The organism is Endozoicomonas sp. ALC013, from assembly GCF_049310205.1.
Taxonomy (GTDB): domain Bacteria; phylum Pseudomonadota; class Gammaproteobacteria; order Pseudomonadales; family Endozoicomonadaceae; genus Endozoicomonas.
In genome coordinates this window covers 1-20,776 of the sequence record NZ_JBLYNS010000008.1, presented here as the reverse complement: position 1 = coordinate 20,776, position 20,776 = coordinate 1, and the positions used below count along the sequence as shown (strand labels likewise).

Genomic DNA, 20,776 nt, shown 5'->3' with positions numbered 1-20,776 from the left:
AAGCGATCCATTGAGATCTGATGGTCAGCAATAGATAACTGCCTACAGTATGAGCCCATTTGGTTAATTGCCAATGTATGCATATTATTTGGTTCAACCCATTTTCAGGAGGTGGAATTGGCAGGCCCAATCATCGCGATCAGTGCTTTGATAAAATCCCTCCCCTTGATCTGGTAATTATTCACAGGCGGATTGGTCAATAGCAAGCCGTTAACCCTGTGCTCAAAATCACGACGGCGAACATGGTTACGCAATTTCATTTGCAGATTCTCCGTCAGTGCATGAAGGCGTTGTTGTTCCTGAAGCAGGTTCGTCAGGTCGTCAGGTTCTTTGGGGGGGGCAGCAGAGTGCAGGGCGATAAACTGTCTGGCTTTATTCAGGGTCAGCAGGGAGCGCATAAACAAGCCATAAATACGCTCATTGGGGCTTTCAGGATGATTAAACAGAATGGTGCGTGGTATGGGAAATACCGCGCCATTCTGCAATTGTTCGGTCAGTGGATCAAGGTTCTCAGCGAGGTATTCCAGCGTATTGTTCAGTAACCTGGTCTCTTCAGTAAACGGCAAACACCATACCGGCCGATCAACGCCGGAAACCTGAATGGCCGCTGCCTTCGCATCGGTTACTCTGTCATCAATATTGACCTGGAGTCCCATTGCTTTCATGCCCAGATCACCGTCTTTCAGATCAATATTGTAGGCGTTTGGCAGTTTAATCGCCTGACACCCCGGGACTCGCCAGATGACGATACCCTGAGGAATGTCTGAATCCTTGTCGGTATTCAGTGCCCGCAGTTTTTCAACGAGCGTTTCGGCAGACACTTCTGTCGTGCAGATAATGTCAATATCATTAAATGATAAGCAGTGTTTCTGTAAAAAACGTGCGTATGAACCGGTAATCAGGATGGGTGGATTGGTATAAGAATGGTTGATTTCCTGGATAATCTCCAGAGCTTTCAGCGTGAGCCCATTTAACATCGGAACCTGATTGTCAGAACACTCCGGTCTACCTGTTGCTGGCCGCTCTGTTGAACCGTGCTTTAGAGTTTGAGCCGCATTGACGGTAACTGCGGCAGACGTATTTTCTGTTTCTTTAAGGTATTCCTTAAGCTGAACAGGGTATGGGGCTGCCCTGCCGGGATTGACGGCGGATGGCGCTGGTGAGGCAGGGGCTGCATATCCACGTCGGTTATAATTGGACCGCCCCGGGGCAATGGCATGTTCCTGTCTGATCAGTAACTCATCCATCAGGTTGGCTGCGGAGCTGTATTGTTCAAACCAGCAGCCCAGGGCATGGCGCAGATTGCTTCCCCGGGGAAAACTCTGAAGGGACTCCAAAACCTGATTCTTATGGACTTGTCGTCCATTAACAGGCCGTCCGGTGATACAGCAGTGTGCCAGGAAGAAAAAATGCAGGCGTGAGTTCTGAAATGAGCACCTCAGTGTTTTGATGGATTGCAATACCTGTTCTGCTGACACTCTCCGATGATCAATGGTCAATTCATACTGCATCGCCATGAATTTCAATACACATTTCAGCCGTTTCTGGAGATCTTTAGCCGGTACGCTGTTTAAGATTTGCCAGGCCCTTTGAATGGTCTCCTGATCTTCGTTGGCTTCATCGTACCACTGAGGTTGTTTCAACCTTTGCATCAGGTATTCAGCTTGCCTTGAAGAATGATTCCCGGGGGCTTTATCATACGCTGCCAATACAATCTGGTTATCCAGGGTGTTGCCATTCACTTCACTGGCATTCAATGCCAGCTGAGCATAAAAAATCGCTCTTTCGAGCAACCAGTTGCCCCGTTCATAGGCCTTGATCACCGCATCCTGTCTGATCTTCCTGCCATTCAACAGCAGGCCTCTCAGGCAACATAGTTCCTTAAAGCGTACTAACCCCAGTTTTCCTTCCTGACTCTTCGGGAAGGCCCTGGCCACTGCATCCGGCGTGACCGGCTGGCCATTCAACAGCAGGCCACTCAGGCAACATTTTTCCTTAAAGCGCGCCAGCCCCAGTTGGCCTTCCGAAGTATCCGGAAAATCCTTGACTACCGAATCCGCAGTGACCAGCTGGCCATTCAATAAGATTCCCCTCAGGAAACACTGCTCCCTAAAGCGCGCTATCCCCAGCTTGCCTTCCGGACTATTTGGGAAACCCTTGATCACCTCTTCCGGTGTGACCCGCTGACCTTTCAACCTCAGCCCCATCAGACAACATTGAAGCTTGAAGTGTGCTACGGCTATTTTACTCTCAGGACTATCCAGGAAAGCCTGAACGACACTATCCGGTGTGATCTGCTGGCCATTCAACAGCAGGCCACTCAGGCAACATCGTTCCTTAAAGTACGCTATACCCAGTTTGCCCTCCCGACTATCCGGAAAATACTTGATCACTTCATCCACAGTGACCTGCTGGCCATTAACCGACATTCCCCTCAGACAGCATTCCGCCTTGAAACGTGCCAGAGCCAGCAATGCTTCAGAGGCCTCATAACCCTTAATCACTGCATCGGCTGTCACCTGTCGGCCATTCAACAACAGCCCCTTCAGACAACAATGTTCTTTAAAGTGCGCTATCTCCAGTATTGCTTTAGCGGCCTGAAAATCTTTAATCACTGCGTCCGGTGTAACCCGTTGGCCGTTCAACATCACGCCCTTCAGGCAACATTGTTCCTTAAAGCGTGCTATCCCCAGTCTACCTTCCGGACTATCCGGGAAATCCTTGACGACTTCCTCCGGTGTGACCTTCTGGCCATTCAATGCCAGGCCCATCAGGCAACATCGTTCCTTAAAGCGGGCTATCTCCAGCGTTGCCCTGACTGCCCGAAAATCCTTAACCACTGCATCCGCAGTGACCGGCTGCCCGTTCAACGGCAGGCTGCTCAGGCAACACGACTCCTTAAAGCGTGCTAACGACAGTTTGCCTTCCCGGCTATCCGGGAAACACTTAACCACCGCATCTGCTGTAACCGGCTGGCCATACAACGGCATTCTCCTCAGAAAACATTCCTGCTTGAAGCGCGCTATCGCCAGTTTGCCTTCCGGACTACCCGGGAAATCCTTAACCACCGCATCCGTTGAGACCTGTTGGCCATTCACCGGTAGCGCCTTCAGGCAGCATTGCGACCTGAAGTACGCTGCCCCCATGTTGCCTTCCGGATTATTCGGGAAATCCTTAATCACCGCATCCGGTGTGACCTGCTGGTCATTCAACGGCCAGCCTTTCAGGCAACATATCGATTTGAAGCGTGCCAGCTCCAGTGCTGCCCTGGCCACCTGAAAACTCTTGACTACCGCATCGGGTGTGATTGTTTGGCCATTTAATGGCAGGTTCTTCAGAAAACATTGCTCTATAAAGTACGCCAGCTCCACTTTTGCCCCGGCCATCTGAAAATCCTTAACTACCGCATCCGCTGTGACCTGCTGGCCATTCACCGGCAGGCGGCTCAGACAGCATTGCGACTTAAAGCGCGCCAGCTCCAGTATTGCCCCGGCGGCCTGAAAATCCTTAATCACCACGTCCGTTGTGACCGGCTGGCCATTCAGCATCAGGCCTCTCAGGCAACATTCTGCCTTGAAGCGCGCTATCTCCAGTATTGCCTTGATGGCCTGAAAGTCATTAATCACCGCATCTGCTGTGACCGGCTGGCCATGCAATGGCAGCTTCCTCAGGCAGCATTCCTCTTTGAAGCGAGCTATCCCCAATTTGCCTTCCGGGCTATCCGGAAAACCCATAACCACCAGATCCGGTGTGACTGGCTGACCATTCAATATCAGGCCTTTCAGGCAGCATTTCTCTTTAAAACGCGCCAGCTCCAGTGTTGCCCTGGCTGTCTGGTAATCCTTAACCACCGCATCCGCTGTGACCGGCCGCCCGTTTAACATCAGGCCCTTCTGGCAACATTGTTCCTTAAAGCGGGCCAGCTCCAGTGTCGCCCCGGCTGCGTGATAATCCTGAATCACAGCTTCTGCTGTGACCGGCTGGCGATTCAACGACAGGCCCTTCAGGTAACATCGCTCCTTCAGGCGCCCTATCTCCCGCATTGCTCTGGCTGCCTGAAAATCCTTGAATAACTCATCCAGTAATACCGGTTTGCCATTCAACATCAGACCCTTCCGCCAACACAGTTCTTTAAAACGTGCCAGCTCCAGTGTTGCGTTGGCTCCCTGAAAATCCTTAATCACCGCATCCGGTGTCACTTTCTGGCCATGCAATGCCAGGCCCTGCAGGCAACATTCCGCTTTGAAGCGCGCCAGCTCAAGTATTGCCTGGATTGCCTGAAAATCTTTAACCACCGCCTCCGGTGTCACCTTCTGGCCAAGTAACAACAGGCCCTTCAGGCAACACTCTTCCTTAAAGCGTGCTATTGCTAATTTGCACTTGTTGTTCCGACCCGGTTTTCGGTTGAATTCTTGAATGACCCGATCCGGCGTCACTTTTTTATTGCCAGCCAGCACGTTCTGCAAGCAGAGTCTTTGCAGGAAAAAGCCACTTCTGATCGACGTTGTATCATTGCCAAAGGCGGTAAGCACTTCAGCCACGGTAATTACACGTCTTTGTAACTGTTTATTTTGCCAAAAGGCTTCTTCCAGTTGCCTGCCATAATCCGGGGTGGAGGCTCTGCCTCTATAAGACTGACGGTTTGCGACCCTTTTACCGTTAAATGTACTTTTTCTGCGATCAAGAGGCATGCCTGAACCGGCTTCCCGGTTACCAGAAGACACACACTGGGCATAGGTTGATACCGTTGTTTTCAGAATAAAACCCTGAACAATTAGACTTTAAATACTGCCTTTGACCTCAAAATGATTGTTAGGTTCACTCCATTTATGTAATTCCATCCCGGTGACCGGCCGTGACCTTATTCAGGATGCATCATCGCCAGCAGTGTTTTGATGAATTCCTTTCTCTTGATCTCATAATCATTCACATGGAGAGTTGTCGATAGCCAGTTGTTCACTCTGAGTTCAAAATCATGACGGTATGCATGGCTATGCAATTTCATCTGAATTTTCTCAACCAGGGCATGAAGGCGTTGCTGCTCCTGCAACGGGTTTATCGGGTAATCAGGTTGTGCGGTTTTTCTTTCAGAGTGCAGGGCAATAAACTGCCGGGCTTTATTCAGGGTAAGCAGAGAGCGCATAAGCAAGCCATAAATACGCTCATCGGGGGTTTGAGGAGCATTAAAAAGGAGGGTTCTCGGTATGTAAAATACCGGCCCTGTTTGCAACTGCCCGGTTAGGAGGTCAAGATGATCAGCGAGGTGTTCCAGCGTATTGTTCAGTAATCGGGTTTCTTCAGCAAAGGACAAACACCTTACCGGCACCTTAACCCCGGGGACGTGAAAGGCCAACTGCCCTGAATTTTCATGGGTTACCCTGTCGTCAATATTGACCTGAATCACCTTTGCTCCGGTGCCCAGGTCACCGCCTTTAAGATGGATATTATAGGCGTTTGGTAGTTTAATCGCCTGGCATCCCGGGATAGGCCTGATGGTGAGGCTTTGGGGGATTTCTGCATACCTGTCGGTGTTCATTGCCTTTAGCTTGTCAAAGAGTGTTCTGGCGGATTTTTCTGTCGTACAGATAATGTCAATATCATTAAAGAATGAGCAGAGGTTCTGTAAAAAACGCGCGTATGAGCCGGTAATCAGGATGGGAGGATTGGTATAAGCGTCATTGACTTCCTGAATAATCTCCAGTGTTTTTAGCGTTAGCGCACTTAAATACGGAACCTGCTTGTCCGGGAAATCCGTTCTGCCGGTTGTTAGCCATGGCAGCAGAGTTATGGCCAAACTGGAGGTAACGGCTCCCGGAGCAACGGCTCCCGGAGCGACGGCTCCCGGAGCGACGGCACCTTCCCGTTTGAACAGTAAATTATCCATTAAATTGGCTTCGGAGCTGCATTGTCCAAACCAGTAGCCTAAAGCATGGCGAAACCTGCTTCCTTCCGGAAAACTCTGAAGGTGATTTAGTACATAACTCTTATGGATTTTCCGCCCGTTAATGGATTGTCCGGTGATGTAGCAGTGTGCCAGAAAGAAAAAATGCAGGCGAGAACTCTTAAATGAGCACCTCAGTGTTTTGATGGATTGCAACACATGTTCTGCTGATACTCTCTGATGATCGATCGTCAACTCATTACGCATAGCCATGAATTTCAATAGACATTGCAGTCGATGCTGCTCATCACCTTTGACCAGGAGGCCGTTTAAGATCTGCCAGGCCTCTTGAAGTTCATCCTGAGCCTGGTCAGTTTCATCGAACTGCCGAGACTGTTGCAACCTTTGTATCAGGTATTCAGTCTGCTTTAAAGATTGATCCCCGGGTACGTCATTAAACGCTGCTAATACTTTCTGATTATCCAGATAGCTGCCATTCAATTCTCTGGCATTCAGTGCCAGCTGGGCATAAAAAAAAGCTCTTTCAAGCAACCAGCCACCGCGCTCATACCCATTAACCACCGACTCCGGTGTGACTGGCTGGCCATTCAGCGCCAGGCCTCTCAGACAACATTGTTCCTTAAAGCGTGCCAGCTCCAGGGTTGCCTTGACTGCCTGATAATTCTTAACCACCGCATCCGGAGTGACCGGCTGGCCATTCACCAACAGGCCCCTGAGGCAACATTGTTCTTTAAAACGCGTCAGTTCAAGTGTTGCCCTGGCTACCTGAAAATCCTCAACTACCTCATCCGGTGGGATCAGTTTGCCATTCAGTCTCAGCCCTCTCAGGCAACATTCCATCTTAAACCGTGCGATCTCCAGTATTGCCCGGGCTGCCTGATAATCCTTAACCACCGCATCGGGTGGGACCAGCTGGCCATTCAATGCCAGCCCCTTCAGACAACATGCCTCTTTGAAGCGTGCTATCTCCAGTATTGCCCCGGTTATCTGAAAATCCTTAACCACCGCATCCGGTGGAACCGGCCGACCATTCAATGAAAGGCCCTTCAGGCAACATCCCTCTTTGAAGCGCCCTATGGCCAGTCGGCCTTCCACACTGGCCGGGAAATCCTTCACCACTTCATCCGGTGGGATCTGCTGGCCATTCAACGGCAGTCCCCTCAGGCAACATTCCGCTTTGAAGTGCGCCATCCCCAGTTGGCCTCGCGGACTATCCGGGAAACTCTCAACCACTACATCCACTGTAACCGGCTGGCCATTCAACGGCAGTCCCCTCAGGCAACACTGTTCCAGTAAGCGCGCCAGCTCCAGTGTTGCGTTGACGGCCCGATAATCCTTAACCACCTCATCCGGTGGCACCTGCTGGCCATTCAACACCAGGCCCCTCAGGCAACATTCCGATTTAAAGCGTGCCAGTTCCAGTGCTGCCCTGGCCACCTGATAACTCTTAACGACTGCATCCGGTGTGACCGGCTGGCCATTCAACGCCAGCCCCCCCAGGCAACATTGTTCCAGAAAGAGTGCCAGCTCCAGTGTTGCGTTGATGGCCTGGAAATCCTTGACCACCTCACCCGGTGGAACCGGCCGACCATTCAATGAAAGGCCCCTCAGGCAACATTCCTCTTTGAAACGAGCCAGTTCCAGTGATGCTTTGAGTACCTGAAAATCCTTAATCACCTCATCCGGTGTGACCGGCTGGCCATTCAACGCCATCCCCTTCAGGCAACACTCCGCTTTGAAGCGTGCCAGCCCAACTGTTGCTTTGGCTGCCTGATAATCCTTAACTACCGCATCCGGCAGGACCGGCTGGCCATTCAACGCCAGTCCCTTCAGGCAACACTCCGTTTTGAAGCGCGCCAGCTCCAGTGTTGCGTTGATGGCCTGATAATCCTTAACCACTGCATCCGGTGTCACCGGCTGGCCATTCAACAACAGACCTCTCAGGCAACAATCACCCTGAAAGCGCGCCAGCTCCAGTGGTGCTTTGGCTGCCTGCAAAGCCTTAACGACCTCATCCGCTGTGACCCGTCGGCCATGCAACGCCAGACCCTTCAGGCAGCATTCCTCTTTAAAGCGCGCCAGCTCCAGCGTTGCTTTGGCTGCCTGAAAATCTTTAACCACCTCACCTGCTGTAACCGGCTGGCCATGCAACACCACGCCCTTCAGGCAGCAATCTGCCTTGAAGCGCGCCAGCTCAAGTACTGCCTTGATTGCCTGAAAGTCCTTAACCACCGCATCCGGTGTCACCTGCTGCCCACGCAATGCCAGGCCCTTCAGGCAACACTTCTCCTTAAAGCGCGCTATCGCTAATTGGTACTTATTGTTTTGATCCGGTTTTCGGTTGAATTCTTGAATGACCTGATCCGGAGTCACTTTTTTATTGCCAGCCAGCACGCTCTGCAAGCAGAGTTTTTGCAGGAAAAAGCCACTTCTGATCGACGATGCATCCTTTCCATAGGCGGTAAGTACATCAGCAGGGATAATTATACGTCTTGGTAACTGTTTATTTTGCCAAAAGGCATCTTCCATTTCTTTGCCATAATCCGGAGTGGCGGCGCTGCCTTTATGAGGCTGACGGTTTGCGACTCGTTTACCATTAAATGTACTTCCGCAGCGACTGGGAACCCTGCCTGAACCGGCTTCCCGGTCACCAGCAGACACACGCTGAGCATAGGTTGATGCTGTTGCTTTCAGAATAAAACCCTGCCCGATAGACGTTAAACACCGCCTTTTGACCGCAAAATGGTTACCAGGTTCATCAGCCAACCTGTAAAAGCGCCATAAATGCTTTATTGCCAAACTCGACATCTAAAAACTGCACGACGCTGGCTGGCAATGACCTCACCACGCGATCTGCCCTGCGACCATAGCTGAGAGAAAGAAAATCATGGAGCAGATTGAGCATATTGCTGTTGGTCAGTGATGAACTGGTTCTTTTGCAGGATGCAAGCCTGGATGGACTGATTGACTTATGTTCCAGCCAATATCTCTCTTCAACCGTTTCAATACAGATAGAAAAAGCGATAAGTAAGTTTTCTTCCTGCACGGGATCAATCTCAACGAGACCCTGCAAATTTTCAGATGGCAAGGAACTGCCTAAAATCTGTTTGCCAAGGTCTTGAACTTTTTCCCCAAGATGTTCAGGGCAGACGAGAAAGTTCCAGTATTCAATGAGGGATTGCTTGACCTCATGGTAAGGTGCCAGATGCTTAATCCCTGTTATTCCCCGATTGTGCAAAAATAATAAAAGATGGAGATAAACATAAACCGGCTCTCCAACTACTCCACCGAACTTTGCACCTAAACCGTCGATATGCTGCTTCCTGTTGTCAATAAGCTGAGAAAGTGAAGGAAGCTTGCCACGTCGGGCCTCTGAAAAGATATTTTTCAGTACAGGAATACGAACATGATGTCTTTGATAACGCTCTATTTGATGAAAATCGCTTCCCGTAATTCTTTGCAGTTGAGCAATCTGGCCAACCAGCGAATTCATATGACTTGGCAATGCAACCGCTGACACTCTGCTCGATGGAAAAACCTGATGTACTTCATAGGAACCAATCGTCCTTTCCGGTGCAGAAGCGCTCATCCGGCTCTCTGCAAGACCGACTTCTGGTTGAGACCTTTTCCGGGAAGAGTCAGCTAATGGAGGTTCTGACATCCGTTTTGCACCAGGGACCCGGTGCCCGGCAGACGAGTGATAATGAGTATCCATGATATTTAAGTTTCAATTGCCAAGGTTGTTGTCTTAAATTCCTTGCTCCCATATAAATCCTTATCAACAGTGCATATTCTAGCCCGGATATTTCATAAACTGCCCCGAATCTCGCGCACGACCACATGGATGTGGGAGATAGGGCGACGCAGGATGCCGAAGCCGAGGACTTTGTCGCTCTAAGGGATTTTGTGAGGGAGCGCCGTACCGGGGAGTACGGTCGACTGAGCAAAACTCCCTTAGAGCGGCAAAGGGCAAGCGAGATCGGGAGCACGTTTATGAAATATCCGGGCTAGCGACTCTGCTGCTTGACAAGTTCGCTGTCAGGGTTGGTAAATGACCGGGCTTCATTGATAACACCTGAAACAGGAAGGTACCAGGAACCATGTCTCTAGCAGTACTGACCAATATTTTCATCATGGTAGCGTTGCTCTATCTGCTTTACCGTTTCCAGAAACACTGCCTGCCGTTCACCTGGCGGGTATTTATCGCCCTGGGTATGGGCGTGGGTTACGGAGCCTGTTTACAGCTTTTTTATGGTTACCCCTCTGAGACCCTGACCGAGTCCATCAACTGGTTCAATATTGTTGGCAACGGCTATGTCAGTCTGTTGAAGATGATTATTGTGCCCCTGGTCATGGTGTCCATGATCTCGGCTATCCTGAAGCTGAAAGGTGCTGGCACCCTTGGCAGGATCAGTGGCTGGATTCTGACATTGCTGATGGTCACCGTGTCTATTGCTGGTGCCATTGGTATTATGTCCGCCCTGGGCTTTGGTTTGAGTGCCGAGTCCATTACCTCCGGTGTTCGTGAAGTGGCTCGTGGGGAGCAGCTGCTAAACACGGTGACCAGGGTAGAAAACCTGTCAATTCCCTCTATGCTGATCAGCCTGATCCCTGCCAACCCGTTTATGGATATGACCGGAGCCCGCAGCACTTCCATTATCGGCGTGGTAATTTTCTCCGCTTTTATCGGTGCCGCGGCGCTGGGTCTCCATCCTGAGCAACCTGAAGAGGCCAGCCACTTTAAGCGAACCGTTGACGCTGTCCACGCCATTGTTATGCGTATCGTGACGATGGTATTGCATCTGACCCCCTTCGGTATTCTGGCCTTGATGACCAAAGTGGTGGCAGGCAGTAACGTCACCGACATACTGCAACTGCTTCAGTTTGTCATTGCCTCTTATGCAGCTCTGATTGCCGTCTTTGTAATTCACCTGATCATGGTCACCATGGTGGGTGCCAACCCCATCCGGTTCATCAGGAAAACGTTGCCGGTACTGATCTTTGCCTTTACCTCACGGAGCAGTGCGGGCACCATGCCGCTGACCATTCAGACTTTGACAAAGGGCCTCGGGGTTTCTGAAGGCGTGGCCAACTTTGCCGCATCTTTCGGTACCACCATTGGGCAGAACGGTTGTGCGGGCATTTATCCGGCCATGCTGGCCGTGATGATTGCCCCCACCGTGGGTATTGACCCAACCAGCCTCAGCTTTATTGGCACTCTGATAGTGACCATCGCTATCGGCTCGTTTGGCGTGGCCGGTGTGGGTGGTGGCGCAACCTTTGCGGCACTGATTGTGCTCTCGGCCCTCGGTCTTCCTGTTGAACTGGCGGGCCTGTTAATTTCCATTGAGCCAGTGATTGATATGGGCCGGACTGTCGTCAATGTCAGTGGTGCCATTACCACCGGCTTTGTCAGTGGTCGAGCCATGGGTGAGGTGGATATGGAAACCTTCAACAGCAATGCTTCCCTTGAACTGGATATGGATGCAGTTTCCTGATGTCTGTGAATCAGTCCACGAATTCTGAGTCACTCAGAATCGTCATTATCGGTGGAGAGGCGGCTGGTATGAGTGCCGCAGCCAAAGCCCGTCGGGTGGCCAGATAATGAATATCTGCGGATTTTCTTCCGGGAATCAATCCGGTGAAACCCTCTGGTTATCCGGATGATTTGCCAATAAGTTATCCAATGTTGTCTTTATGCCTTGTAATGGCCGACTGACATAACCGTTACCATTATCGAACATTTGTAACACCCTCTCCTCAAAGCTATTGCCTTGTACCGTTGCTGGCAGGCCATTAATAGACTTTTGGTATTTACTGATAATGCCACGACCTTCTTCCTCCAGAACTTCAATCAGGAAAAGTAACTGCCTTATCACCTGCAAATCCTCGGCAGCAACACGGGAATAGTTAATATTGGCGATTAAATTACCATGCTCCCTCCTTTTCGGATCAAATTCAGCCAGACGAGTTGATTTATATTCCCTCTCAAACAACTGAACCGCCGCGTTATAATTTGCGCAGGCTTTTAACAAACCAAAATCTCCTCTGGGTTCTTCCAAAGCCGTATAGTTCGCTATTTTACGGGCAATTTTGTCCCTCCCTGCCTGATATTTTTCTGATGCTGATACTTCCTCTATTTTCGATATAAAGTAACGGAAATAGAAGTAAATTGCAGGAGTACAGTCCTCTATGAATCGATCATCCCCGTTTCGGGTTAAGCATTTAATGGTTGCCTTGTCACATTGTTTAAATGCCAGATTTTGATAAAGATGAGCACGATTTTCGGTTTTAATTTCTCCGCGAAAGAACCGGTTAAGATGCCTCCGGACATTGTTAATCGGCTGCGCTGCTTCACAAATACTCTCGAAGGCTTTGGTATTATGTTCAAGCCAAAACAGAAATTTTGAACTGAACCGACTTTTCGAACTGTTAAAAATATTTATGCCTTTACCACTACCACCAGTATCAAGCCTGCCCAACCAATCACCAAAGCTTGACAGAATAAAATTTTTAACATGTTCACTATGTCTTAATTGCTCACCATAATATGTTTTATATCCATATTTTTTTTTGTACCAGGCAGGCGGCTTGTCCGGATCATAAGTGATGAGTTTACTGAAGAACAACCTGGATACGGGTTCATCGCTTTGGGGCGATTCCCGGATTACTTCCGCTGCTTCGCAGATCCTCTGGCCATTTACAAAGGGACTGAGAGAGTCAGGTTTCGAAGAACCGCTGGCGGAGCCGACAGGTTCAGCATTCAAAGGTCTGCTGATGGATTCGACAGGGGCGGCATTCAAAGAACCACTGAAGGAGTCGAAAGAGTGGCGGGAATCTCTATCGAGAGAAGACAGTGTGGAGGCTGAGCCTGAGCCTGAGCCTGCAGCCAATCCTTCAGCGACACTGTCATCCGAAGACATCGAACCCTCACTCATTGCTGACAGGGCTGATTGCCACGTGGCACTCTGAATATGAGCGGCTGAATGGGTATCAACACCCGAATCCCGGGAGATTTGAGATTCACGGGCTGTATTTACTGATATTGGCCTGGTGTTGTACAAATTTGCGCAAGCAGCATAGCCATCCCAGTCAAGGTGTTCTCTGACCTCGTCTTCTGTCACATTAGAGGCTGCCTGATTCACGGGTAAGCTGTGGAATCTGATGCTGAAAGATTTGCTGTTGCCTTCTTCGTCCTGGGCAGCAACATTCAAAGCAGGATGAATCTTCACGACAACCCTGCCCTTTTCTATGGTAATTTCCCTATCAGGTAGACAACCGGTAAATGTTATCACTTCATCTGCATCTACACGGCTAACCTCATAAGGCCCCAGAGATCCGGACGTTTCTGCATCAGGATCCGTTTGAGTTGATTTATCAACGGGCGCTTGTCCACAGAGATTGGGTAATCCAGTGTGATTGATAACCGAATCCATAACGATCTGCTATACCTCGCCTATCAGCATTCAAGTGGATTTTCGACTACGAAGCATAACGGCTGCCGGACAATTTGCAGATATTCTTTGTTTATTTTTGTTAAACCGGGTTGATCAACCCGATAGCAGGGAAATTATCCAAATCACTCGACAACGCTTGAGGCTTAGCCCAAAAAGTTCTTCCCGCTTGTTCCTGGATAAAGTGGGTGCCAGGTTGATAAATCCCAAAACCGCGCAACCATCGGCCTGGTATATGGTGGGTGTGGCAACCATGATGGCGATCTGGTGGGTATCGGAGGTAGTTCCCATTCCTGTGACCTCATTGCTGCCAATGATACTGGTGCCACTGCCGGGCATCGCCAGCATCAAGGAAGTGACGGCACCCTACGCACACCCAACCATCTATCTGTTCTTTGGCGGTTTTATGCTGGGTCAGGCTGACCCGCTTTGGCTTCCAACTGTCCACCGAAGAGAACCCTGAGGCCAGAACGGTATTCCGTGAGCAGCTGGAAGTACTGGGCCCAATGAGTCGCGGCGAAATAACGGTTGCCATTATCTTTGCCATCACCGCTATTTCCTGGATTACGAGACCCTATCTGAAGGCGTTTATTCCCGGTCTTTCTGACACCATTATTGCCATTGCCGCGACCATCAGCCTGTTCATCATTCCGGTGAAGCACGATAAGCGTGTTTATGTCATGTCCTGGGAAAAGGCCCGGGAATGGGGTGTTCTGCTGCTGTTTGGTGGTGCTCTGACTCTGGCAGCGCAGATCAAAAATACCGGTCTGGCCGGCTGGGTGGCCGAAGCCATGACGATTGCCAATGGTCTGCCGGTGCTGCTGGTCGTTGCTTTCTTGGTGACTGTTCACCTTCCTGACCGCACTGACCAGCAACACCGCAACGGCTGCCGGCTTCCTGCCATTGATGAGTGCCCTGGGTGTGACCCTGGGCATTGACCCGGTGATGCTGGCCGCACCGGCGGCCCTTGCCTGCAGCTTTGCCTTTATGATGCCCGTAGCGACTCCGCCAAACGCTGTGGTCTTTGGCTCAGGAAAACTGGCAATAACCGATATGATGAAGGCTGGCTTTGCCCTGAATATTATGGGTATTCTGCTGGTGACACTGGTGGGTTACTTCCTGATTGGTCAGTTTTTAATGGGATAATTATCTTTTCTACGGAGTATTTTCGGGTTCTACACGGTCTGAGTAGCCCCCCCAAAAAACGTAGGGAAGTACCTGACATGAACAGTGTTCCATCCGGTACACCGGTAGCGATACCCACTGAGCCCTCAACCTGCCCAGTGTGCCATGATGACCTCTACCAACCTAAGAATCCGGAGTTTGCTGGCAAGCACGTTGGCATTGCCAGTCCCTGCGGGCATAAGTACCACCTTAACTGTCTTACCCTGTGGACAGGAGCTAATCTGGAGTGCCCTTACGGGCGGCAAGTAATTGAGAATGTAACGGTGGAAATCCTGACCCTGCCACCGAACTGGCAGACCCGGATGGTCAACGCTGCAAAGGAGGGCAATATCAGGATCATCCGGGCCCTGCTGAACCGGGGGGCGTCCGCGGATGCAGGCCAGATTGCGGGGAAGACTCCCCTGGTCTGGGCCGTTAACAACAAGCACCTTGATGCTGCTCTGCTGCTGGCCGACAAGGGATCCTCCGACCCGATCGGCCTGAATAACCTGGAGCAATTGTACCAACATGGTGACGGGGGCATTCCTGTAGATCTATGCAAAGCGGAGAGCTTCTACCTGAAGGCGGCTGAGCTGGGGGATACTTCAGCCATGAACAACCTGGGCTACCTGCATCAGTATGGTGGCGAGGACTTTCCGGTAGACCTGAGCAAAGCAGAGAGTTGGTACCTGAAGGCGGCTAAACTGGGAAGTGCTCGAGCTATGAACAACCTGGGCTACCTGTATAAGCAGGGTGGCAAGGACTTTCCGGCAGATCTGCACAAAGCAGAGAGTTGCTACCTGCAGGCGACTGAGCTGGGGAATGCTGCAGCTATGAACAACCTGGGCTATCTGTATCAGTATGGTGGCCAGGACTTTCCGGCAGATCTGCACAAAGCAAAGCACTGGTACCAGCAGGCGGTTAAGCTGGGGTCTGTTTCAGCCATGATCAATCTGGGCTGCATGTTTCAGGAAGGCGGCAAGGACTTTCCGGTAGATTTGTACGCAGCGGAGGGCTTGTACCTGCAGGCCGCTGAGCTGGGGGATGCCACGGCCATGAGATGCCTTGGCTCCCTGTATAAGCATGGTGGCGAGGGCTTTGTGGCAGATAATGAAAAATCTTATATGTGGTATATGAAGTCACTCAAGCAAAATAATCATCTACCACAAGTAGAGCTTGACGGTTTTGATAAGAATAAAATCGCTCTAATACTCAGCCGGATGATCGACCTCCTGGACACCAATCTGAAAACTCAGGTTCAGGATCTGTTAAAAGACAAAGCTTGAAGCGCTGACTGTTATGTCTGCTGGTGACACTGGCAGGTTGTTTTCTGATGGGTGCCAGCCCGGCCTGATGAGACGGTCGGGCTTAACCCGGACCCGCCGATCAAGTCCGGGAAACTCCATTGAGGCTGTCCGAGCATAGACAGCCCTGTGCGGTAACCGTAAATCTCGGTCACCCTCCGGATGAACGGCCTTCAATCTGAATTGTCCAATGCTTGAAGTCAGTTACTTTTTTGCAAGGAACAACAGCAATGCAAGCGTCAGCCTCCCAAAGCAGTGATTCGATAACAGCTCATGGTTTACCATTGCCCACATCGGAAGCAGCCCAGTCAAATCGTCCCAAAAGTATTGACGCTCCGTGCTGGCGTGGCTTTTCGACCAGGGTTGAGGATATCGCAGAAAATGCCCGGTTTCTCAACCATGTCGTTGCGGCAACTCGCAGTGAAGTGGTAGGAAACAGTCATCTCGTCACGGACTTTAGCATACATTATCCCAGCCTGAAGCCAATCGATCTGGTAAGGATGACATTGCATCGCGGTCCTTTTGTTACCGGGCAAGTGAAAAAAATGAATTTGGGCTACCAGTGTTTACAGGGAATATTTCGACAAAACCATGATCTATCCAACATCAGAACTAGCGATATATATTTCAAGTTCTCTTCAAAAAACGGTTTTGGTGATTGTGGCTCCCAAGTTTATCAGTGCCGGAAAAACTTGTTAAAAGCAGGTGTTCCCGCTGATATTATCTGGGCGCTCCATTTTTCTAACAGACGCAAAAGTGATACTCCACATGATGGACATTGTATGCTGCTAATTGCCGATAACCAGTCTATGGAGCGGTTGTTTGATCAAATGAATATCGTTACCGCTAAATACGGTGTTGAAAATAAAAAGCGACCTGGAATTGCCATGGATGTTGCGGATTTTTTTTTCTTGTTACAGGAAAAACTACCAAATTTGATTTTTGTCGATCCTTTTAATGATCAGATCATTCCGGGTAATGGGTTAAATACAACCCCTGTAGGAATTTTTCTCAACTTTGGGTTACGCGGAGAGTACTCTGTTTCTTTTACAGGGAGTAATGATTACCTCCCGATTTCAGATGATGAGCTTGAATTTTTTGAGCGGAAAATCAAGGGTGATAAGAAAGCGGTAAAAGCTATGCAGGATATTAAAACGGTAGTACATAATATTAAGTTAATCCGTTTAATCGACGCCTCAGAGATTGCTTCACGACTTAAACAAAAGATAACCGTCAGTATCGGCAAGTCAGAATTTGGCCTCGCTTTTCGTCAATGCGCATATTATAAAGCCAACAGCGTATTCGATTACTTGTATGATCATGCAGGCGAGCTGGATTTTGATCTTAATTCATCCGGAAATTCTGGCAATACTGCGCTGGATTACGCCAAAAAAGCGGGTAATTCCCATGCCATAGTCCGGCTGGAAACATTAAAAACTGCCTGTTCCGGATCAGCCTGAATCAAATTCACCATCCGGAATTCTTGCATTCAGTCGTCTTTCTTCTTCGCCCTTGGGTGAGCCTTATCATACACCGTGGCCAGATGCTGAAAATCCAGATGGGTATAGATTTGTGTGGTGGAGATATCGCTGTGCCCCAGCAGTTCCTGAATTGAGCGCAGGTCACCGCTGGATTCCAGCAGGTGGCTGGCAAACGAATGCCTCAGCATGTGGGGATGAACCCCCACCGGCATGCCCGCTTCCCGGGCAAATTCCCTGATACGATTCTGAATCTGTCGGGTACTGATGCGCCTGCCCAGCTTTGACAGAAACAGGGCGCTACCACTCTCTCCCCGAACCAACTGTTCTCGAAAAGTAAGCCAGTGTTGAATTGCCTGCCGGGCTTTGCTGCCCACCGGGATCATCCGCTCTTTGCTGCGTTTCCCAAGCACTTTTACCTGGGAAAACCCATTGGAAAAGCTGTCCAGATTCAGTGCCGCCAGCTCGGCCAGACGCAAACCTGACGAGTAGAAGAGCTCCAGAATGGCCAGATCGCGGCACTTCAGCGGATCACCCTCCGCCTGACCATGCGGGTCATCCAACAGATGATTGACCTGGTCGGCATCCAGCGTCACCGGCAGAGGCCGACCGGTTTTCGGTGCCCGGAGCCGTTGCGCCGGGTTATTGGTTACCTCACCCCGGGTTAACAGGTAGTGATAAAAACGACGAAGTGATGAGATCAGCCGCTGCAGGCTGCGACTGGATAACCCCTCTTCGTGCCAGAGTCCCAGCCACTGCTTTAACTGCTTCTCGGTAATCGTTGCCCACCCCTGAATATCACTGGCGGTAGCCTGCTGCATCACACGGGCAAGATCACGCTGATAGGCCGACAGCGTATGGGGAGAGTGCTGCTTTTCATAGCGGAGGTAATCCAGAAAAGCCGCTATTGATTGTTGCAGGCCGCTATTAACCGGAGAATTGGAAGATGAGTGGTTCATGAATGCAGCTGTCGAGCCAGAATTCGACTCAGGATATCGCCCAGGTAACTGATAAACAGGGTGCCCATGCTGGCCTTGAAATGATGTTTGTCCTGACTGCCCAGCGCCAGAACCCCAAGCTGCTGTGGTTCACTGAGGGCATAGTTCAGAGGGGCAATGGCCACCGAGCCAACATGCTCGGCCTGCTCCTGAAACAGGAAGTCCAGCTCTGCCTGAGTCACCTGGCCACAAATGGCTTTGCCACTGGTCATAATGGAACCCAGGGCTTCCACCACCACGTCGGTATGTTCAATCCTGACGGGCAGGTTCATTGGTTGGTCACTGAACAGAATCAGCGAATGGAATTCAATACCAAACTCATGGTTAAGGCTGTCACCGATCACCTCCACCAGCTGTTCCAGATCCCTGCTCTCCAGCAGGGCCAATACCAGCAGCCGCATACGCTCAAACAGCTTTTCATTGGCTTTGGCATTGTCCGCCAGACGGACCAGCTGATGCCGGTAATCCAGGGCCCGTTCCCGCAGCAACGCCACCTGACGCTCAACCAGCGAGATCGCATCCCCACGCTGATGAGGCAGGGTCAGATCCAGCAGCAGATCGTCACGGCCCACAAAAAAATCAGGATGCTCTTTCAGAAAGTTGGCAACCTGCCTGGGTTTCAGAGCTTTCGGCTGATTCGGCGTTTCCTGCTGCTCCCTGTCTGTTTCGACGATCTGTTCGGTCATGGTCTCTGGCCCTTAGCGGATTTATAGCCGGGTGTATCCTTCATAAACCCGGGTTGCTGCGCCTGTCATCATAACCGGACTGCCCTCTCCCGGCCAATAAATAGACAGGCTACCCCCGGGCAAGTTCACTTTAACGGTATCGCCCAGCAAACCTTGCAGGCGTCCTGCCACCACAGCGGCACAGGCACCGGTGCCACAGGCGAGGGTTTCACCAACGCCGCGCTCAAATACCCGCAGGTTAATTTCATCGGTACTGAGGACCTGCATAAATCCGGCATTGCATTTCCGGGGAAAGTCCGGATGGGCTTCAATCATCGGCCCCCAGGTGTCCACGGGTGCCCTGTGCACATCAGCCACCCGATAAACGCAGTGGGGATTGCCCATGGACACGGCCGAAACCTCGATAACCTGGCCATCAACCATCAGGGGATAGGTCACTGAACGCTGCTGCGCATTAAACGGCACCTGTTCAGGGTCCAGCCTCGGCATCCCCATATCCACGCAAACCTCGCCATTGCTCTGAATCGTCAGCTCAATGTTGCCCCCGGCGGTTTGTACCCGGATCCGGTCTCTGCCGATCAGCTTTTTGTCCCGGACGAAACGGGCGAAACAACGGGCCCCATTGCCACACTGCTCCACTTCACTGCCATCGGCATTAAAGATGCGGTAGCGAAAATCCATATCAGGATTGGTCGGGGGTTCAACCAGCAGCAACTGGTCAAAGCCGATCCCAAACCGCCGGTCCGCCAGGCGGCGGATTTTTTCCGGCGGCAGGCGCAGATTCTGGGACACCATATCGACCACCATAAAGTCGTTACCCAGCCCATGCATCTTGGTGAAATGTAGCAACATATAGTTCATTCTTTCCTGATACTTTACGACGGCAGCAGGCTTTCTGAGGCAAACTGCTCGGCAACGGTTTCCCGGCGACGGATCACATAAGATTGAGTACCATCAACCATGATTTCTGCGGCACGATTGCGGGTATTGTAGTTGGAGCTCATGACAAAACCGTAGGCACCCGCCGAATACACCGCCAGCAGATCACCTTCCCGGATGGCCAGATTCCGTGCTTTGCCCAGAAAGTCGCCACTTTCACAAACAGGCCCGACAATATCATACACCTGACTATCCACATCCGCGTGCTGCGCCGTATTGGCAATAGTATGCCAGGCACTGTAGATGGACGGTCTCAACAGGTCATTCATGGCTCCATCGACAATGGCAAAATGCTTCTGCTCAGTCGCCTTGATCAACTCAACGCGGGTCAGCAGGATACCCGCCTGGGCAGCAATAGACCGGCCCGGCTCCACCACCAGCATCACATCACCATAGCCCCGCTCAACAAGGCGCTGTTTGACCGACACCAGATAATCGGCAGGTGAGGGAATCGTCTCATCCTGATACTGAACCCCCAGGCCACCGCCAATATCCAGATGCTGCAAATGAATCCCCTGAGCCTGCAACTGATCCATTAACAGCAACAGACGATCCAGCGCATCCAGGAAAGGCTCGGTGGTGGTCAGCTGGGAACCGATATGGCAATCAACACCCACCACCTCAATATTGCTCAATTCAGCAGCCCGGGCATAAACCGCAGGAGCCCGGTTAATATCAATGCCGAACTTATTATCTTTCAGGCCAGTGGAGATATAGGGGTGAGTCCGGGCATCCACATCCGGATTGACCCGCAGGGAGATGCGGGCCACTTGATTCATCGCCAGCGCTTCTTCCTGAATACGCTCCAGCTCCTGTTCTGATTCAATATTGAAGCAGTGGACACCCACTTC

General features: G+C 50.9%; 15 protein-coding genes. 7 read left to right on the top strand and 8 right to left on the bottom strand.

The window, feature by feature from the left end; genetic code table 11:
- Positions 1–104: 104 nt before the first annotated feature.
- The 3 genes from ACO6V1_RS03190 to ACO6V1_RS03180 all read right to left on the bottom strand — a co-directional run bounded on the left by ACO6V1_RS03190 (position 105) and on the right by ACO6V1_RS03180 (position 9,491).
- A complete protein-coding gene (locus ACO6V1_RS03190; protein ID WP_422449942.1) occupies positions 105–4,724 on the bottom strand; it encodes a hypothetical protein in 4,620 nt (1,539 codons plus the stop codon).
- 137 nt (positions 4,725–4,861) lie between these two features.
- Positions 4,862–8,668, bottom strand: a complete 3,807-nt coding sequence (locus ACO6V1_RS03185) for a hypothetical protein (protein ID WP_422465781.1) — start codon at positions 8,666–8,668, stop codon at positions 4,862–4,864.
- The gene (locus tag ACO6V1_RS03180; RefSeq protein ID WP_422465779.1) at positions 8,661–9,491 is read right to left on the bottom strand and encodes a hypothetical protein; all 831 of its coding nucleotides are present in this window, start codon (positions 9,489–9,491) and stop codon (positions 8,661–8,663) included. The genes ACO6V1_RS03185 and ACO6V1_RS03180 overlap by 8 nt, the downstream gene beginning before the upstream one ends.
- A 511-nt stretch (positions 9,492–10,002) precedes the next feature.
- Here ACO6V1_RS03180 and ACO6V1_RS03175 point away from each other — a divergent pair.
- The gene (locus ACO6V1_RS03175; protein WP_422460632.1) at positions 10,003–11,400 is read left to right on the top strand and encodes an L-cystine transporter; all 1,398 of its coding nucleotides are present in this window, start codon (positions 10,003–10,005) and stop codon (positions 11,398–11,400) included.
- A gap of 135 nt (positions 11,401–11,535) precedes the next feature.
- Here the strand turns inward: ACO6V1_RS03175 and ACO6V1_RS03170 are convergent, their stop codons facing one another.
- Positions 11,536–12,531: a hypothetical protein gene (locus tag ACO6V1_RS03170; protein WP_422449947.1), complete on the bottom strand. Its 996-nt coding sequence runs from the start codon at positions 12,529–12,531 to the stop codon at positions 11,536–11,538.
- Here ACO6V1_RS03170 and ACO6V1_RS03165 point away from each other — a divergent pair.
- The 6 genes from ACO6V1_RS03165 (at position 12,512) to ACO6V1_RS03140 (ending at position 17,284) form a co-directional block, all read left to right on the top strand.
- Positions 12,512–12,874, top strand: a complete 363-nt coding sequence (locus tag ACO6V1_RS03165; RefSeq protein ID WP_422465778.1) for a hypothetical protein — start codon at positions 12,512–12,514, stop codon at positions 12,872–12,874. The two genes, ACO6V1_RS03170 and ACO6V1_RS03165, sit on opposite strands and share 20 nt — an antisense overlap.
- Before the next feature lie 498 nt (positions 12,875–13,372).
- Positions 13,373–13,819, top strand: a complete 447-nt coding sequence (locus tag ACO6V1_RS03160; protein ID WP_422460631.1) for an SLC13 family permease — start codon at positions 13,373–13,375, stop codon at positions 13,817–13,819.
- Positions 13,752–14,294, top strand: coding sequence for an SLC13 family permease (locus ACO6V1_RS03155; protein ID WP_422465776.1), 543 nt, complete (start codon positions 13,752–13,754; stop codon positions 14,292–14,294). The genes ACO6V1_RS03160 and ACO6V1_RS03155 overlap by 68 nt, the downstream gene beginning before the upstream one ends.
- On the top strand, positions 14,263–14,502 hold the full coding sequence (locus ACO6V1_RS03150) for an anion permease (protein ID WP_422465774.1): 240 nt from the start codon (positions 14,263–14,265) through the stop codon (positions 14,500–14,502). Before ACO6V1_RS03155 ends, ACO6V1_RS03150 begins: the two co-directional genes overlap by 32 nt.
- Positions 14,503–14,579: 77 nt before the next feature.
- Positions 14,580–15,806, top strand: a complete 1,227-nt coding sequence (locus tag ACO6V1_RS03145; RefSeq protein WP_422449952.1) for an ankyrin repeat domain-containing protein — start codon at positions 14,580–14,582, stop codon at positions 15,804–15,806.
- Between the two features lie 248 nt (positions 15,807–16,054).
- On the top strand, positions 16,055–17,284 hold the full coding sequence (locus ACO6V1_RS03140; RefSeq protein ID WP_422449953.1) for a hypothetical protein: 1,230 nt from the start codon (positions 16,055–16,057) through the stop codon (positions 17,282–17,284).
- 29 nt (positions 17,285–17,313) lie between these two features.
- On the opposite strand, the gene xerC is transcribed toward ACO6V1_RS03140, so the two are convergent.
- The 4 genes from xerC to lysA all read right to left on the bottom strand — a co-directional run.
- A complete protein-coding gene (gene xerC / locus ACO6V1_RS03135) occupies positions 17,314–18,222 on the bottom strand; it encodes a tyrosine recombinase XerC (protein ID WP_422450546.1) in 909 nt (302 codons plus the stop codon).
- Positions 18,223–18,257: 35 nt separating this feature from the next.
- Positions 18,258–18,986 carry a DUF484 family protein gene (locus ACO6V1_RS03130; RefSeq protein ID WP_422449954.1) on the bottom strand — a complete coding sequence of 243 codons (729 nt, stop codon included), beginning with the start codon at positions 18,984–18,986 and terminating at the stop codon, positions 18,258–18,260.
- 21 nt (positions 18,987–19,007) lie between these two features.
- Positions 19,008–19,838 carry a diaminopimelate epimerase gene (dapF, locus tag ACO6V1_RS03125; RefSeq protein ID WP_422450547.1) on the bottom strand — a complete coding sequence of 277 codons (831 nt, stop codon included), beginning with the start codon at positions 19,836–19,838 and terminating at the stop codon, positions 19,008–19,010.
- Between the two features lie 23 nt (positions 19,839–19,861).
- The coding region (lysA, locus tag ACO6V1_RS03120; RefSeq protein ID WP_422465772.1) for a diaminopimelate decarboxylase at positions 19,862–20,776 on the bottom strand (915 nt) is incomplete at its 5' end.

Bases quoted from the DNA above. Each gene is read 5' to 3' on its own strand.
- ACO6V1_RS03180 (WP_422465779.1), bottom strand. From the start codon at position 9,491: ATGAGCGCTTCTGCACCGGAAAGGACGATTGGTTCCTATGAAGTACAT.
- ACO6V1_RS03175 (WP_422460632.1), top strand. From the start codon at position 10,003: ATGTCTCTAGCAGTACTGACCAATATTTTCATCATGGTAGCGTTGCTC.
- ACO6V1_RS03165 (WP_422465778.1), top strand. From the start codon at position 12,512: ATGAGTTTACTGAAGAACAACCTGGATACGGGTTCATCGCTTTGGGGC.
- ACO6V1_RS03150 (WP_422465774.1), top strand. From the start codon at position 14,263: ATGAGTGCCCTGGGTGTGACCCTGGGCATTGACCCGGTGATGCTGGCC.
- ACO6V1_RS03145 (WP_422449952.1), top strand. From the start codon at position 14,580: ATGAACAGTGTTCCATCCGGTACACCGGTAGCGATACCCACTGAGCCC.
- ACO6V1_RS03140 (WP_422449953.1), top strand. From the start codon at position 16,055: ATGCAAGCGTCAGCCTCCCAAAGCAGTGATTCGATAACAGCTCATGGT.
- ACO6V1_RS03130 (WP_422449954.1), bottom strand. From the start codon at position 18,986: ATGACCGAACAGATCGTCGAAACAGACAGGGAGCAGCAGGAAACGCCG.
- dapF (WP_422450547.1), bottom strand. From the start codon at position 19,838: ATGTTGCTACATTTCACCAAGATGCATGGGCTGGGTAACGACTTTATG.